This window comes from Pandoraea sp. 64-18, from assembly GCF_001899225.1.
Lineage (GTDB): Bacteria > Pseudomonadota > Gammaproteobacteria > Burkholderiales > Burkholderiaceae > Pandoraea > Pandoraea cepalis.
In genome coordinates this window covers 106,035-121,508 of the sequence record NZ_MKVU01000024.1, presented here as the reverse complement: position 1 = coordinate 121,508, position 15,474 = coordinate 106,035, and the positions used below count along the sequence as shown (strand labels likewise).

The following is a 15,474-nucleotide window of genomic DNA, read 5'->3' as shown; positions in this document are numbered from 1 at the left end:
AAGGGGGCGCCCTCAGGTCCTATTGCAGAAGGCGCCCCCGATCAAGCCGATCCCCTTACTTCGCCGTCACCACCGGAATGCCCTTGAGCGACTTGCCGCTGCTGCGTGCGTGTGCCAGCGCCTGCTCGACGGCGTCGCTCGTGGCGGGCGTCACGTTCAGCCGTGCCGCAATCGTGGCCTCGACGCGCTTGACCATCGCCAGGTTCGCCAGCTTCACATGACCATAGCCGCGAATCTTCGCCGGTGCTTCGGCCAGCGCGATCACGTCAGCCAACGTGTCGGCCGAAAGGCCCGCCAACGCGCGCTCCAACGTCGTGCGATAGTCCGCGATCAACTGACGCTCCATACGGCGCTCCAGCGTGTAACCGAAGACGTCGAGCGCACCGCCGCGCAAACCGCGCAGCTTCGCCATGCCGCGCAGCACCGGCCACAGCCACGGCCCGATCGTCACCTTCTTCGGCACCGCACCGTCCTTGCCGCGGGCAATCAGCGGCGGCGCCATATGGAACTCGACACGGAAGTCGCGTCCCGGCTTGCCCTCGAAGGTCTCGCCCAGCGCGTCGGCGAACGCCGTTTGCGCATACAGTCGCGCCACTTCGTACTCGTCCTTGTACGCCATCAGGCGCGAGAGCTGCTGCGCCACGGCGCGCGACAAGCGGCCAGGCGCCCCCGCCACACGCGTTTCCGCATCGGCCACCTGCTTCACGAAGGCAGCGAACTGCGCCGCATACGCTGCACTCTGGTACTGCGTCAGCAACGTCACGCGATGCGCAACGAGCTCGTCGAACGTCATGTCGTCGGCGACCGGGGCATGCACCGGCGCTGGCGTGGCCTTGGCCGTCGTCTGCGTCAGCGCCGTCGGATCCCCCGCCGCCAGCCGGCCGATGGCCAGCGCGAGCTGGTTCATCGGCACCGCCACGTTGTTCAGTTCGATCGCACGTTGCAGTGCATGCAGCGACACCGGTACCAGCCCCAGTTGCCACGCAAAGCCGAGCATGATGATGTTCGCGCCCATCGTGTCGCCGAGGAAACGCTGGGCGAGCGCCTGAGCGTCGCACGCGTCGAGCTTGTCGCTACCTGCCGCATGACGCATCTTCTCGAGCAGCGCGTCGGCGTGAAGATTCGCGTCGGGGTTCTGCACGAACGTCGCGTTCGGAATCGCATGCGTGTTGACCACCACGCGCGTGCGGTCGCGTCGCACGGTTTGCAGCGCATCCGCACTGGCGCCCACCACCATGTCGCACGCGAGCAGCACGTCGGCCTGCTGCGTGTCGATACGCACCTGGTTGAGTGCTTGCGGCGTGTTGGCGAAGCGCACGAACGACAGCACCGCGCCGCCCTTCTGCGCGAAACCCATGAAGTCGAGCACCGACGCGCTCTTGCCTTCGAGGTGCGCTGCCATCGTGATGAGCGCGCCAATCGTCACCACACCGGTGCCGCCCACGCCCGTGACCATGATGTCGAACGGTGCATCGCCGGCGAGCGCGCTCGGCTGCGGCAGCGCGTTCAGACGCCCTTCGAAGGCCGCCTGGTCGAAGGCGGCGGCCAGCGCCTTCTTCAACTGCGCGCCCTTGACCGACACGAAGCTCGGGCAGAAGCCGTTCACGCAGGAGAAGTCCTTGTTGCACGACGACTGATCGATGCGACGCTTGCGCCCCAGTGCCGTTTCCACCGGCTCGACCGACAGGCAGTTCGATGCCACGCCGCAATCGCCGCAGCCTTCGCAAACCGCCTCGTTGATGAACAGACGCCGATCCGGATTCGGGAATTCGTTTTTCTTCCGACGACGACGCTTCTCGGCCGCGCACGTCTGATCGTAGATGAGCACGGTCGTGCCCGCGATCTCGCGCAACTCGCGCTGCACGGCGTCGAGTTCGCTACGGTGATGGAACGTCGTGCCCTTCGGGAACTGGCCTTCGTGGCCGATGTACTTCTCCGGCTCGTCGCTCACCACGACAAGTTTCGCAATGCCCTCGGCTTCGACCTGACGCGCGATCTGCGGCACCGAAATCGAACCGTCGACCGGCTGGCCACCCGTCATCGCCACGGCGTCGTTGTAGAGAATCTTGTAGGTGATGTTCGCCTTCGAGGCCACGGCCTGGCGAATCGCGAGCAGACCGGAGTGGAAGTACGTGCCGTCGCCCAGATTCTGGAAGACGTGCGCACGCTTGGTGAAGTGCGAGTGCGCGGCCCAGTCCACGCCCTCGCCGCCCATCTGGATCAACCCCGTCGTGTCGCGATCCATCCACGACGCCATGAAGTGACACCCGATGCCGGCCTGCGCGATGGAGCCTTCGGGCACCTTCGTCGACGTGTTGTGCGGGCAACCCGAGCAGAAATACGGCACGCGGCGCACGCCGTCGGCGGCGTTCGACAGGATGTCGTGCGCCACGAGATCGACCACACGCTCACGACGATCCAGCGCCGGGCGATGCTTCGCCAGCCACTCGGCGAACACCGGCAACACGCGCGACGGCCGCAACTCGCCCAGCGCGGAGAGCAGCGCGCGGCCCTCGGCGTCGGTCTTGCCGAGCACGCTCGGGCGCGTGCCCGTCGCGCGGTTGTACAGGTATTGCTTGATCTGCTGCTCGACGACGGGGCCCTTTTCCTCGATCACGAGGATTTCCTTCAGGCCAGCGACAAACGTGTCCAGGCGCGACATATCCAGCGGGAACGACAGGCCGACCTTGTAGATGCGCACACCGGCCGCGGCAAGATCGTCGACGGTGATGTCCAGGCGGCGCAGCGTCTCCATCAGGTCGAGATGTGCCTTGCCGCACGTCACGATACCGATGTCGGCGTCCGGGGCCGGGGCAATCCACTTGTCGATGCTGTTCACGCGCGAAAAGGCGCGCACGGCGTCGAGCTTGTCCGCCAGACGCGCTTCGAGCGCCAGGCTCGGCAGATCGGGCCAGCGGTTGTGCAGGCCACCCGCAGGCGCAACGTAGTCCGACGGCTCGACCCAGTCAGTGCGGATCTTGTCGAGATCGACGGTGCCGCGCGATTCGACCGTCTCGGAGATGGCCTTCAAGCCAGCCCAGGCGCCCGAGAAGCGCGACAGCGCATAACCGTAGAGACCGAATTCGACGAGTTCGCCGATGTCGGCCGGGTTGAGCACGGGCATGCTCCACGACATCATCGTAAAGTCGCTCTGATGCGGCATCGACGACGACACGCAACCGTGGTCGTCGCCCGCCACCACAACCACGCCACCGTGGCGCGACGCCCCGTAAGCGTTACCGTGCTTGAGTGCATCGCCCGCGCGATCCACGCCCGGCCCCTTGCCGTACCACATGCCAAACACACCCTCGACGGTGCGCTCCGGGTCGGCTTCCACGCGTTGCGTGCCCATGACGGCGGTACCGCCCAACTCTTCGTTGATCGCCGGCAGGAACTTGACGTTGGCCGCATCGAGCAGCTTCTTCGCCTTCCACAACTGCTGATCCACGCCGCCGAGCGGCGAGCCGCGATAGCCGCTGATGAAACCCGCAGTGTTCAAGCCCCGCGCGGCGTCGAGCTGATGCTGCATCAGCAGGATGCGCACGAGCGCCTGCGTGCCGGTGAGGAAAATCTGACCGCGACTGGCCGCGAGCGCGTCGGAGAGCTGGTAATCGGGATGGGCCAGGGGATTGGCCGTCGGCGTCGCGAGGGCGGCGCGCATGGGGGCATTCATTGTGTCTCTCCTGATCCCCGCGGCCTGCGTCAGATCGATCTGACGGCGACATCGGCCGTGCTTCGGGGGCATTTGTTCTGTTCGTCTCGACGTTCCGACCGCATCGAGCGGCCACGCATCGGTATGCAAGCAGTGTATGGGGAGGCACGAGAAAGATTTTTACTATTTCACTCCGTTTGGCGCACAATAAGAAACGTTCATTTCGTAAACGGCGGTTTTGAGAAATGGAATTACTCGATAATTTTGCGCGCCAGATTCTGCGACTGTTGCAGATCGACTCGCGCCGCTCGGCGCAGGAGCTGTCGGATAACGTGGGGTTGTCGGCAACTCCGTGCTGGCGGCGCATCAAGGACATGGAGCAAAGCGGCGTGATCCAGCGCTACACGGTGCTGCTCGATCGGGAAAAGCTCGGCCTGCACGTATGCGCCCTGGCCCACGTACAACTCACCCGCCATACGGAGGGCGGCACGGAGCAGTTCGAGCGCGAAATCCGCACCTGCCCGGAAGTGACGGAGTGCTACAGCACCACGGGCGAAGCCGACTACATCCTCAAAATCGTGGCGCCCGACATCAAGGCCTACGACGCGTTCCTGCACGAACACATCTTCCGTCTGCCCGCGGTGGCCAACGTCAAGACCAGCGTCGTGCTGCGTGAAATCAAGTTCGATACGAGCCTGCCGATCTGACGCGCGGCTTTCATCCCCTTCCCATTCATTGACATCGCGTCACCTCGCCCCTTGACGCGTCGGTCGTTCTTCGTTAATAATGCAAATGATTCTTATTAACATCTTCGTCTCAAGGCCGAACCTATCCGGCCGCAGGACGTGAGATCTTTCGCCAGCCGCGCCTGCCGGCGTGTTCCCGAGCCTCGATAACGACACGCGGAACACGACGATTGCCACGAGCGCTTGCCAGCCAGCAACGGGGTTTTCTTGCTCTGGGAGCCAGCAGTGAAGCAGTCGTCAAGCGGCGGGGGCCGCGCTATTGTCATGTCAACGCGCCGGGGTGGCCGGAAATTCGGCACCCACGGCTCGATCCGATCCGAAGATTTACAACGCGATCGTGCGCGTCGATGGCGTCTTCGCCCGCTCGCAGGGGCGGTGCTTGCTGCGTTCTGGTCGCCCGCGGTCTTCGCGCAACCGGCCTCGAGCACGGGCTCAGCCCAGTCGGTTGAGACGCTTCAACTCGCGCAAGCCTCGCCCAACACGCCCTTGCAGCTCGCTGAAGCCAATCTGCGGGAGGTGAACGTCACGGCGACGCGCACGCCGACCGAAGCGGATCGAACCCCGGCGTCGATTTCGGTCATTACCGATCAGGATCTCGAAGAACAACAAGCGCAAGACATCAAGGAGGCCCTGCGCTACGAGCCAGGCGTCACGGTGCGCCGTGCACCGTATCGACCCGCATCGGCGGCCGCCGGCGGCGGTCGCGACGGCAATTCGAGCATCAACATTCGTGGCCTCGAAGGCAACCGCGTGGCGCTCTTCGAAGACGGCATCCGCATGCCGTCCGGCTATGCGTTCGGTCCGCTCGAAGCGGGTCGCGGTGATTACATGAGCATGGACGTGCTGCGCCGCATCGAAATCCTGCGCGGCCCCGCCTCTTCGCTCTACGGCAGCGACGGGCTCACCGGCGTCGTCAACTTCCTCACCAAGGATCCGCAAGACCTGCTTGATGTCTTCGGCAAGTCGACCTACTTCTCTCTGCGTCCCTACTACAACTCGATAGACCGCAGTTTCGGCACGACCGCCCAGGCCGCGTGGGGCGGCGAGCAGTGGCAGGGCATGGTGATCGTCGACGGCAACAAGGGCCACGAACTCGACGGCAAGGGCACCAACAACTCGGCCAGCACGTCGCGCACAACGGCCAACCCGCAGGACAGCAACGGCGACTCCGTGCTCGGCAAACTGGTCTTCAAGGCCACGCCCCGCTCGACGTTCAAGCTCACGGGCGAGACCGTGCGCCGTAGGGTGGACGCGAGCGTTCTGTCGGCCATCAATCCGCCCACGACGCTGGGTCTGACCACGAGCGATCGTCTAGAACGCAACCGCGTCAGCCTCGATTACGACTTCAACGACGCGTCGCAGGCCTATGTCCAGAACGCGCACGCGCTGCTGTACTTCCAGGACGCGAAAAACAGCCAGTTCGCGTACGAGCAACGCACGGCGGGCGATCGCACGCGCGACAACACGTACAAGGAGCGCACCGTCGGCGGCGCCGTGCAGGCGGAAAGCCACTTCACGACCGGCCCGCTCGCGCACAAGTTCGTGTACGGCGCCGACGCGAGCCTCGCGTACATCACCAGCTATCGCAACGGCACCGTGCCCGGCATGGGCGAGTCGTTCCCCAACAAGGCGTTCCCGGACACCGACTACACACTGTTCGGCGCCTTCGCGCAGGACGAGATCCGCTACGGCGCGCTGAGCGTCACACCGGGCATTCGCTACGACGCCTACTGGCTCTCGCCGAAGCAGAACGATCCGCTGTATGTGTCGCAGACGGCCTCCGGCGCGCGCGTTCAACCGACTTCGTCGAACGATGGCGCGTTCTCGCCGCGCCTGGCGGTCATGTACGAGATAGCCCCTTCGCTGATTCCGTACGTGCAGTACGCACGCGGCTTCCGCACGCCAACGCCCGATCAGGTCAACAACGGCTTCTCGAATCCGATCTTCGGTTACATGTCGATCGCGAACCCGAACCTCAAGCCCGAGACGAGCGACACGTTAGAGCTGGGGTTGCGCGGACGCCTCGCCACCACGCTCGGCCCCGTCACCTACAGCACCGCCGTCTTCGCCGGCAACTACCGCAATTTCATCTCGCAGCAGAACATCAGCGGCTCGGGCCGCCCGAGCGATCCGCTCATCTATCAGTACGTGAACTACAGCCGTGCCCGCATCCAGGGCTGGGAGGGCCGCGCCACGTGGGCGCTCCAGGGCGGCGTGACGCTGCGCACGGCGATGGCCTACACACACGGCACGACGCAAAACAACGGCGCCGCCACCCAGCCGCTCAACACCGTCAATCCGTTCTCGATGGTGCTCGGCGTGCGCTACGAGCCGAACACGACGTGGTTCGCGCAAGCCGACCTGCTCTTTCAGGCCGCGAAGGCACAAAGCCAGATCGCGAAAACCTGCACCTCGGGCACGCAGCAGAACCAGACCTGCTGGGCGCCGCCGTCGTCGGTCGTACTCGACCTGTCGGGCGGCTATCGCCTCAACAAGTCCGCGACGCTCTACGCCGGCATCTACAACGTGTTCGACCGCAAGGCCTGGAACTGGTCGGACGTGCGCGGCCTCGCCGATAGCTCAACGCTCAAGGACGCGTATTCGGCACCGGGCCGCAGCGTGGCCGTGAGCCTGAAGCTTCAGTACTGATTCGACGGCTCGAGACTCGCAACGGCGCACCCGCCATCACGCAACGAACGCAATCCCCGCCACCAAGGAATCGCCATGATGAACACGCAAACCGCTACTCCCGCCGCCCGCCCGGCGTTCCCCGCGCTCGCCGACGTCACCCGTCTGCGCAGCGACTTCCACCGCGTCAAGACCGAACGGAACCTGCGCGATCGCGACGCCGCCGCCGCCCTGGGCGTCTCCGAAGGCGAGACGGTCGCGGCGTTCGTCGGCGAGCACGTCGTGAGGCTGCGTCCCGAGTTCATCGAGATTGTCGAAGCGTTGCCCGCGCTGGGGCGCGTGATGGCGCTCACGCGCAACAACGCCGCGGTTCACGAAAAGGACGGTCAGTACGAGAAGCTCTCGCACACGGGCACCATTGGCCTGGGGCTCGGCAAAGACCTCGACCTGCGCGTCTTCTATCACCAATGGGCGTTCGGGTATGCCGTCGAAACGCCGACGGAGAACGGCCCCCGCCGCTCGTTGCAGTTCTTCGACAAGACCGGCACTGCCGTGCACAAGATGTTCCTGCGCGATCACAGCGACGCGCTTGCGTATGACGCCCTCGTCGCCCGCTTTCGCGCGAGCGACCAGACGCCGGGTCAGCACGTCGTCGCTGCCGACGCCCCGAAGGCCGAGACGCCCGACGCCGACATCGACGCCGCCGCCTTCCAGCGCGACTGGCTGGCCATGACCGACACCCATCAGTTCTTCGAACTGCTCAAGCGGCACCGAGTGTCGCGCGCCCAAGCGTTGCGTCTCGCCCCCGAAGGTCATGCGCAGCGCGTGAGGGCGGCATCGGTGCGCGCGTTGCTCGACGATGCCGCCGGCACCGCCCTGCCGATCATGGTGTTCGTCGGCAACGCGGGCATGATCCAGATCCACACGGGGCCAGTCACGACGATTCGCGTCATGGGTCCGTGGGTCAATGTGCTCGATCCGGGCTTCAACCTGCATCTGCGTGAAGACCTCGTCGACTCGGCCTGGATCGTGCGCAAGCCGACAGCAGATGGCATCGTCACCTCGCTGGAACTGCTCGATGCCTCGGGCATGGTGATCGCCATGTTCTTTGGTGAGCGCAAGCCCGGGCAGGCCGAGCGCGACGACTGGCGCGAGACGCTCGCTCGAGTGAGGCATGCGTCGCACGCGGAAGACGCACAAGGCGTCACGGAGACTTCGACGTGAACCGCCCGATCGACACACGCGGGGCCTCGCGGCGCGCGCTGTTGACCAGGAGCGCTGCGCTGGCAGCCGGCGCGTGGCTGGGCGCGCGAGTCATGACGGCGCAGGCCAACGCAACGACGCCTGAGGCGCCTGGGCGAGGCGGTCCGAAGCGCGTCGTGGTCGCAGGCGGCGCACTCACCGAAATCGTCTACGCGCTCGGTGCGCAGGATCGCGTGATCGCCAACGATCTGACGAGCCTGTATCCGGAAGCGGCCACCCGGCTGCCCAAGATCGGGTACCTGCGCACCTTGTCGGCGGAAGGCGTGCTCTCGCTGCGTCCCGACCTGCTGCTCGCGGGCGCGGAAGCGGGTCCGCCCAACGTGCTGTCGCAGATCGCGGCGGCGGGCGTGCCTGTCGAGCGCTTCGTACACGGCTATACCGCCGAGCGAGTGATCGACAACATTCGCGCCGTTGCCACCGCTCTGCGCGTGCCCAAGGACGGCGCACGTGTGGCGGACCGCTTTACCGCCGACTGGCTGCGCGTTCGCGACGACGTCGAACAACGGTATGGCATCGCGCGCCGCCCACGCGTGCTGTTCATCCTCGGCCACATGGGCAACCAGGTGATGGTGGCGGGGCAAGACACAGCGGCGCACGCCATGCTCGCCTACGCCGGTGCGGAGAATGCGTTGCGTGGCTTCACCGGCTACCGGCCGCTGACGGCGGAAGCGGCCGTCGCGGCCCAGCCCGACGTGCTGCTCACGACCACAACCGGGCCATCGCCCGCCGATCCCGCGGTAACGCTGCTCGCACAACCGGGGCTCGCGAACACACCCGCCGGACGCGCCAAACGCGTGGTGAGCTTCGATGCGCTGTATCTGCTCGGCTTCGGTCCGCGACTGCCGCTGGCGGTCGCCGATCTCGCGCTGCGCGTGCACACCGTTTGACCATGCGCCAAGGCTATCCCGAAATCCGCCATTCGCCCGCAAACGAAACTATGCCAGCCGCGCCTGCGCTACCAAAGTCGTTGCCATCACGCCCCTCTGAAGCGGGACGGCCCACGACCGTTGCCGCCACACTGCATCACACCGGCACGGTGCGACGCCGCCCGCCACGATGGTGCGTCATGACGGCACTGGCCGCCTTGCTCGCCGTCGCGGTGCTCGCTGCGCTGTGCGGCGGGGCCTATCGCATCGCGCCCGGAGAAGCGATTGCTGTGCTGTTCCGGGGCGCCACGGGGGACTTCGCGCAGGACCAGGCACGCAACGTCATGTTGCAGATTCGCCTGCCGCGCATCGTGCTCGGTATCCTGGTCGGCGCGGGCTTCGGCGCCGCCGGTGCCGCGTTGCAGGCCCTCTTCCGCAACCCGCTCGCCGACCCCGGACTGATCGGCGTGGCCAGCGGTGCGGCGTTGGGCGCGGCAGGGGTGATCGTCCTCGGCGGTGTTCTGCTTCCGGCGGCGCTCGCGGCGTCGCTCGGCCTGTGGTTGCTGCCGGTGGCGGCGTTCGTCGGCGCGCTTGGCGTCACCACGCTCGTCTACCGTCTGGCCGCGGGACGCGGTCGCCTCGCCCTGCCGTTGCTGTTGCTCGCCGGCATTGCGATCAATGCCGTCTCGGGGGCGGCCATCGGTTTGCTCACCTACCTCGCCGACGATACGCAGTTGCGCACGCTCACCTTCTGGACGCTCGGCAGTCTCGGCGGCGCGCAATGGCCGATGCTCGGCGTAATCGTATGGCCGGTCGCGCTGGGGATCGTCGCGCTCGCCACACAGTGCCGCTCGCTGAACGCCTTGTTGCTGGGCGAAGCGGAGGCGTTGCATCTGGGCGTCGCCGTGCAGTCGGTCAAGCGTCGAGTGATGGTGGCATGCGCGCTGTGCATCGGTGCGCTGGTCGCGTCGAGCGGCATGATCGGATTCATCGGCCTGATCGCACCGCATATCGTGCGGCTGGTCGTCGGGCCCGACCCGCGCGCCGTGCTCCCGGCAGCCGCGCTCTTCGGTGCGATCCTGACGTTGCTTGCCGATCTGGTCGCGCGCACCTGGGTTTCGCCGGCCGAGTTACCGTTGGGCATTCTCACGGCACTGCTCGGCGCGCCGTTCTTCCTGATGCTGCTGTGGCGACGCCGCGGACAGTTTGGGCTATGACGCTCATCGATCCGGTCTGATAGAACAGGACATCGCCATGCTCAGTGCACACGACCTCACGATTGCCCACACCGATTCGCCCGTGCTCGACGGCCTGTCGCTCGACATCCGTCCCGGCGAACTGCTGGTGCTGCTTGGCCGCAACGGCGCGGGCAAGAGCACGCTGCTCAAGGCGATGGCCGGCGATCCGCTGCCCACGCGCACGCACATGCGCGGCGACATCACGCTCAACGGTGCGCCGCTCGCGCAATACGCCCCGGCGGCGTTGGCTCGCTTGCGTGCCGTGCTGCCGCAAACGGCGCAGTTGGCGTTTCCGTTCAGTGCGCTTGATATCGTGGCGATGGGGCGTCTGCCCTACCCGAAATCGCACAGACGGGACGCCTCCGGCAAGACCGTCGCGAGCGATACGGAAATCGCGACGCTCGCGCTGGAACGCGCGGGGGCGCTGCCGCTACGGCAGCGTGACGTGATGACCTTGTCTGGCGGGGAATGGGCGCGAGTGCAGTTTGCACGAGTCCTTGCGCAGCTATGGCCCGACGACGAGGCTTCGGCCCCGTCGGTGCCGCGCTATCTGCTGCTGGACGAACCGACGGCGGCGCTCGACCTGGCGCATCAGCATCACCTGCTCTCGCTCACGCGCGAACTTGCCGCAACGTGGGGATTCGGTGCGATGGCCATCGTGCACGACGTCAACCTCGCGGCGCGTCACGCGGACCGTATGGCGTTGCTTGCCAACGGACGCATTCTTGCAGAAGGGATACCTCGCGACGTGATGCGCGCCGACCTCATCGAGGCAACGCTCGGCTTGCCGGTGCACGTGATGACGCCTGAGACATTGCCCGGCTATCCAAGGCTCAAAGCCGCATCCGCAGGCGTGCCCTTCGCATTGCCCGCGTGAACACGCCACGCGGTTCACGCGTCGGCGCGACCTGGGCCCAACCCCGTTCATCCCAACGGCGTCAGACCGCTCAGGCAGCGGGCACGCCGTCCTTTGCGAGATTCGCGCGTGCGCACAAGACGGCGGCGAGATCCCACAGGGCGTAGCCCACGCTCTTGAAAATCACCGGCCCGCTCGAACGGAAGCGATCAGGGGTGATGATGGCGTCGAGCAACGGTGCGGCACGTCCCCAGTCGATGGCCGCATGCAGCAGATCGCCGGCTTCGTGCTTGACCTCCCAGGTATCGACGACGAGCGTGCCGCGCACGGCGGCGTCGCGACACAGCTGCGGCGGCAACTCGCGCATGTCCGGACGGAACGCACCGACGCCCGCGACGAAGATGTCGTCGCGCCAGCGCAGCACGTCGCTATCGGGCAGCACAGGCTCGCTGCTGGTGGTCGCGGCAATCACGATGCTCACGGTGTTCAGCACAGGCTCCACCGCGTCGACCACGGTCGCTTCCACACCAAGCGTAGCGGCATGTTCCGCGAGCGCGTGGGCGCGCTCCGCGCTGCGTGAAAAGATCATGAAGTGCCGCGTGCCCATGCCTGCGGCAAACGCTTCCAGGTGCGCCCTCGCCTGCACGCCCGCTCCGACGATCAACACCGGTCCCTTGGGGCGCGGCGCGAACTTGCGGGCGGCGAACAGCGTCACGGCGGCCGTGCGTCGACCGGTGATGGTGGGCCCGTCGAGCAACATTAATCGCTCTCCGGTATGCGGATCGAACACCATCACCTCACCGATGATGGAAGGCTTTCCCGCACGGCAATTCTCCGGATGCACGGTGATGTGCTTGGTCATCGCGACATCGCGATTGGCGGCGGGCATCACCAGCAGCACACCGCCACGGCGGCCGCGTTCCGGTTCGGTCAACGCGAAATGCAGACGCGCGGGCGCGCGCGCGGTGCCCGCGCGCATCTCCATGAGCATGGCCTCGATGCCGTCGGCCAACTGAGGGTACGGCAACAACTGTGCGGTTTGACGCGCATCCAGCGTGATCATCGATATGTCTCCGCTCCGGGGCGTGCGTCATTGTCGGGCGGCGGCGCGCTCGTCGCCGTCACATTGCGTCACGCATTGGCAGGTCTGATTCGAGTGTAGCCTGCATCGCGTGAACGCGTCTGCCGCATCAAAAATTATTCGCGATGCAGCGCACATGCGCTCAGCGACTCGCATTGCGCATGCGCTTGCCATCGTCGAGCGTCGCACCGCGCACTTCGAAGTGCACGCGGTCACGCATTGCTCCGGCAGCATCGACGAGTTCGAGCGTGTGACGCCCCGGCCACGGCAGCCACCCCACACGCGCACGGCCCGCAAGCGGCTTGCCGTCGAGCCGCCATGCCGCCCCCTTCGGCCAGGCGGCCGCCACCTGGAACCACAGACGCTGGTTCGCCGGCGGAATATCCGGGTCGAGCGCCACGATCGTGCCGTCGGGCGGCCCGGCAATTCGCCAGAGCGGTCCGCCGGGCGCTTTGGTCGCGAGCGAGGAAAGCACGATTGTGCGCTGCGACGTTCCGCGAAGGAACCACTCGTCGCGTGCAGGTTCAACGCGCTCGGCGTACTGCACCGCAACATGCTCAAGTCCGGGCGGCGGCGTGGGCGGCAGGCTCGCCGTGCGTCGATGCAGATAGTCCATGAGGCGATGCCAGATCGGTGCGGCTCCCGACACCCCGGAGACGTCCCACATCGGCGCACCGTCGGCATTGCCCACCCACACCCCGACCGTATAGTGTCGCGAGTACCCGACGGCCCAGTTGTCGCGCATGTCCTTGCTGGTGCCCGTCTTCACGGCGGTCCAGTAGCGCGTCGAGAGCGGGCTGTCGAGCCCGAACGTGCGGGTGCGCGCCTGCCGGTCGGCGATCATGTCAGAGACGATGAAACTCACCTGCGGCGAAAAGACGGTCGTGGGCATCACCTCCCTCGCGCGCGCTTTCGTGACGTCACCCGCGCGCGGGCGTACCGACGCCGGCATGCGCTCGTTCACGCCGCTGGCGGTGCCTCCGTTGGCGAGCGCGCGATAGGCATTCGCGAGCGTGAGCAGTGTCACGTCGGCGCTGCCAAGCGCGAGACTGTAGCCGTAGAAGTCGCCGCTTTGCGTGAGCGGCAAGCCGAGTGACACGAGCGTCTGGGCGAACCTGCGCGGTGTGACCATCACGAGCGTGCGCACGGCCGGCACGTTCAGCGACGAGGCCAGCGCCGTACGCGCGCTGATCCAGCCCTTGAAGTGATGATCGTAGTTCTGCGGAATGTACAGGCCGCCCCCCGTGGGCAGATCGATGGGAGAATCGTCGAGGAGCGACGCTGCCGTCAGGCGATGCTCCGCAATCGCCTGGGCGTAGAGAAATGGCTTGAGTGTCGAGCCGGCCTGTCGCAGCGACGTGACGCCATCGACCTGCGCCGCCGACGACAATGGCCCGGAGGAACCAACCCACGCGAGAATGTCGCCGCTTGCGTTATCGATGACGACAATGGCCCCGTCCTGCACGTTGCGCGAACGTCCCGGCGTGCCCAGCTCGCGCAGCGTCTGCTGCAAGGTGGTCACCGCCATGCGCTGGAGATTTGCGTCCAGCGTGCTGACAATTCGCGTGCCCGCGGGCGGACGACTCGCGCTGAACACTCGACGCGCGAAATGCGGTGCAAGGCCAACGGCATCGCGCGTCGTCATGACGCTTGCCGGTCGCGAAAACACGAGTTGCGCGTAGCCATCGAGGCCGTTGCAGTCAGACGCCTGCCTCATGTCACGCAGAATGCCGCAGGCGCGCTGCGCCACGCGCGCGGCGGGCGCGTTCGGCGCGCGCAGCAGCGCAACGGCCAACGCCGATTCGCGCGCGTCGAGTCCGCTGGGGAACTTGCCGAACAGCGTTTGCGAGACGGCCGAGATGCCGACGAGCTCGCCCCGAAACGGCACGAGGTTCAGATAGGCCTCGAGAATCTGATCCTTACGCCAGCGCTGCTCCAGCCACAACGCCGTTGCCGCCTGACCGATCTTCTGCGAAACGGATCGATTGCGGGTACTCGGTCGCAGATCGTCGTCGAGCAGCCCCGCCAACTGCATCGTCAGCGTGGAGGCGCCGCGCGTGCGCGTGTGCCAGAGGTTGCCCCACGCGGCGGCGGCCACGCCGCGCCAATCGACGCCACTGTGCTCGTAAAAGCGCTTGTCCTCGGAAACGATCAACGCCTCGCGAAAAGCGGGCGAGACATCGGCGAGCGTTACCCAGTCGCCGCGTTGCGCCTGCATGTCGGCCCGCAGGCGCTGCAAGGGTTCGCCGCGACGATCCAGCAGGATCCAGTCCGACGCGCGCCAGTCACGATGCACCTCGTCAAACGACGGGACGGCGCGCGCGGGTGCCGGGGACAGAAATGCCCCGAGCATCAGCGCAACGCTCAACACGACCTGACGGCCAACGCCCCAGCCCCGATGTTCAATCACGGCGCACATGCGTCTCACCCGGTTGCGACAAATCCGCGGGACGCACTGCCAGGATGCCGGCCGCGAGCATCAGTTGCGCGAGTGCGTAAAGAATCCAGATGGCGTACTCCTGCGCCATGATGGGGCCCACGAAGCGCGTGGTGCCGATGAGCGCGTCCGAGACCGTGAAAAGCAGCGCGCCGACGGCGGCCCATTCGCTCGGCAGGTCGGCCAGCAGCGCCGCCGAGGCCATCATCGCCAGCACGATCACGTAGCACGCCACTGGTGCCTTGAGTTCCCCCATTCCCGGCCAGTACATCGCGTACGCCAGCGCCGCCGCCGCCCACACCAGCACGATGGCGACGCGATGCCAACCGGGCACCTTCGCCCAAGGGCGCCGCAAGCGCCAGAACAACACGAAATACGCGAGATGGGCCAGCAGGAATGCGCCAAGGCCCAGAATGAAACCTTGCGCCAAGGTCGGCGAGGCGAGCAGCACGTCACCCGCGCCCGACAGGATCAGCGCCGCGCAAAGCCACACCCGCTCGCGCGGCACCCGGTGGTAAAGCGCCGCGAACAACAACAATGCACACAACAGCACCTTTGCAATGCCCTGGTCGGCATAAGGTGCGCCGCGCAACGCCAACGCATAGGCGGCGCCCGCAATCGCGGCCAGCCACCAGAAGCGGCGCGCCTCTCGTGGCAGCGCCGCCGCCGGGTCAAAGAAGTTCGACGTCATGACAGTGCGCCCCCAT

At 66.4% G+C, this 15,474-nt stretch carries 10 protein-coding genes; 6 read left to right on the top strand and 4 right to left on the bottom strand.

Annotated features, from left to right (window positions below):
• Positions 1-55: 55 nt before the first annotated feature.
• Positions 56-3,661, bottom strand: a complete 3,606-nt coding sequence (locus BGP02_RS22190) for an indolepyruvate ferredoxin oxidoreductase family protein (RefSeq protein ID WP_502688508.1) — start codon at positions 3,659-3,661, stop codon at positions 56-58.
• 236 nt (positions 3,662-3,897) lie between these two features.
• Here BGP02_RS22190 and BGP02_RS22185 point away from each other — a divergent pair, with 236 nt between their 5' ends.
• From BGP02_RS22185 to BGP02_RS22160, 6 genes are all read left to right on the top strand, one after another.
• Complete coding sequence (locus BGP02_RS22185; RefSeq protein ID WP_130027606.1) at positions 3,898-4,359, top strand: Lrp/AsnC family transcriptional regulator; 462 nt, start codon at positions 3,898-3,900, stop codon at positions 4,357-4,359.
• A gap of 303 nt (positions 4,360-4,662) precedes the next feature.
• Positions 4,663-7,047, top strand: coding sequence for a TonB-dependent hemoglobin/transferrin/lactoferrin family receptor (locus BGP02_RS22180; protein ID WP_150563996.1), 2,385 nt, complete (start codon positions 4,663-4,665; stop codon positions 7,045-7,047).
• Positions 7,048-7,122: 75 nt separating this feature from the next.
• Positions 7,123-8,250, top strand: a complete 1,128-nt coding sequence (locus BGP02_RS22175; RefSeq protein WP_017233854.1) for a hemin-degrading factor — start codon at positions 7,123-7,125, stop codon at positions 8,248-8,250.
• 92 nt (positions 8,251-8,342) lie between these two features.
• Positions 8,343-9,176, top strand: a complete 834-nt coding sequence (locus BGP02_RS22170; RefSeq protein ID WP_502688507.1) for a heme/hemin ABC transporter substrate-binding protein — start codon at positions 8,343-8,345, stop codon at positions 9,174-9,176.
• A 50-nt stretch (positions 9,177-9,226) separates the two neighbouring features.
• On the top strand, positions 9,227-10,372 hold the full coding sequence (locus BGP02_RS22165) for a FecCD family ABC transporter permease (RefSeq protein WP_286799297.1): 1,146 nt from the start codon (positions 9,227-9,229) through the stop codon (positions 10,370-10,372).
• Positions 10,373-10,409: 37 nt separating this feature from the next.
• Positions 10,410-11,270: a heme ABC transporter ATP-binding protein gene (locus BGP02_RS22160; RefSeq protein ID WP_017233857.1), complete on the top strand. Its 861-nt coding sequence runs from the start codon at positions 10,410-10,412 to the stop codon at positions 11,268-11,270.
• Between the two features lie 70 nt (positions 11,271-11,340).
• Here BGP02_RS22160 and BGP02_RS22155 read toward each other — a convergent pair whose 3' ends face one another.
• The 3 genes from BGP02_RS22155 to BGP02_RS22145 all read right to left on the bottom strand — a co-directional run bounded on the left by BGP02_RS22155 (position 11,341) and on the right by BGP02_RS22145 (position 15,458).
• Positions 11,341-12,312: a delta(1)-pyrroline-2-carboxylate reductase family protein gene (locus BGP02_RS22155; protein WP_017233858.1), complete on the bottom strand. Its 972-nt coding sequence runs from the start codon at positions 12,310-12,312 to the stop codon at positions 11,341-11,343.
• A 160-nt stretch (positions 12,313-12,472) separates the two neighbouring features.
• Complete coding sequence (gene pbpC / locus BGP02_RS22150; RefSeq protein ID WP_268567080.1) at positions 12,473-14,749, bottom strand: penicillin-binding protein 1C; 2,277 nt, start codon at positions 14,747-14,749, stop codon at positions 12,473-12,475.
• The gene (locus BGP02_RS22145) at positions 14,733-15,458 is read right to left on the bottom strand and encodes a lysoplasmalogenase (RefSeq protein ID WP_017233860.1); all 726 of its coding nucleotides are present in this window, start codon (positions 15,456-15,458) and stop codon (positions 14,733-14,735) included. The genes pbpC and BGP02_RS22145 overlap by 17 nt, the downstream gene beginning before the upstream one ends.
• Between the last annotated feature and the right edge of the window lie 16 nt (positions 15,459-15,474).

Coding starts and splice junctions, on each gene's coding strand:
- BGP02_RS22190 (WP_502688508.1), bottom strand. CDS start 3,661: ATGCGCGCCGCCCTCGCGACGCCGACGGCCAATCCCCTGGCCCATCCC.
- BGP02_RS22185 (WP_130027606.1), top strand. CDS start 3,898: ATGGAATTACTCGATAATTTTGCGCGCCAGATTCTGCGACTGTTGCAG.
- BGP02_RS22180 (WP_150563996.1), top strand. CDS start 4,663: ATGTCAACGCGCCGGGGTGGCCGGAAATTCGGCACCCACGGCTCGATC.
- BGP02_RS22175 (WP_017233854.1), top strand. CDS start 7,123: ATGATGAACACGCAAACCGCTACTCCCGCCGCCCGCCCGGCGTTCCCC.
- BGP02_RS22170 (WP_502688507.1), top strand. CDS start 8,343: ATGACGGCGCAGGCCAACGCAACGACGCCTGAGGCGCCTGGGCGAGGC.
- BGP02_RS22165 (WP_286799297.1), top strand. CDS start 9,227: ATGCCAGCCGCGCCTGCGCTACCAAAGTCGTTGCCATCACGCCCCTCT.
- BGP02_RS22160 (WP_017233857.1), top strand. CDS start 10,410: ATGCTCAGTGCACACGACCTCACGATTGCCCACACCGATTCGCCCGTG.
- BGP02_RS22155 (WP_017233858.1), bottom strand. CDS start 12,312: ATGATCACGCTGGATGCGCGTCAAACCGCACAGTTGTTGCCGTACCCT.
- pbpC (WP_268567080.1), bottom strand. CDS start 14,749: ATGTGCGCCGTGATTGAACATCGGGGCTGGGGCGTTGGCCGTCAGGTC.
- BGP02_RS22145 (WP_017233860.1), bottom strand. CDS start 15,458: ATGACGTCGAACTTCTTTGACCCGGCGGCGGCGCTGCCACGAGAGGCG.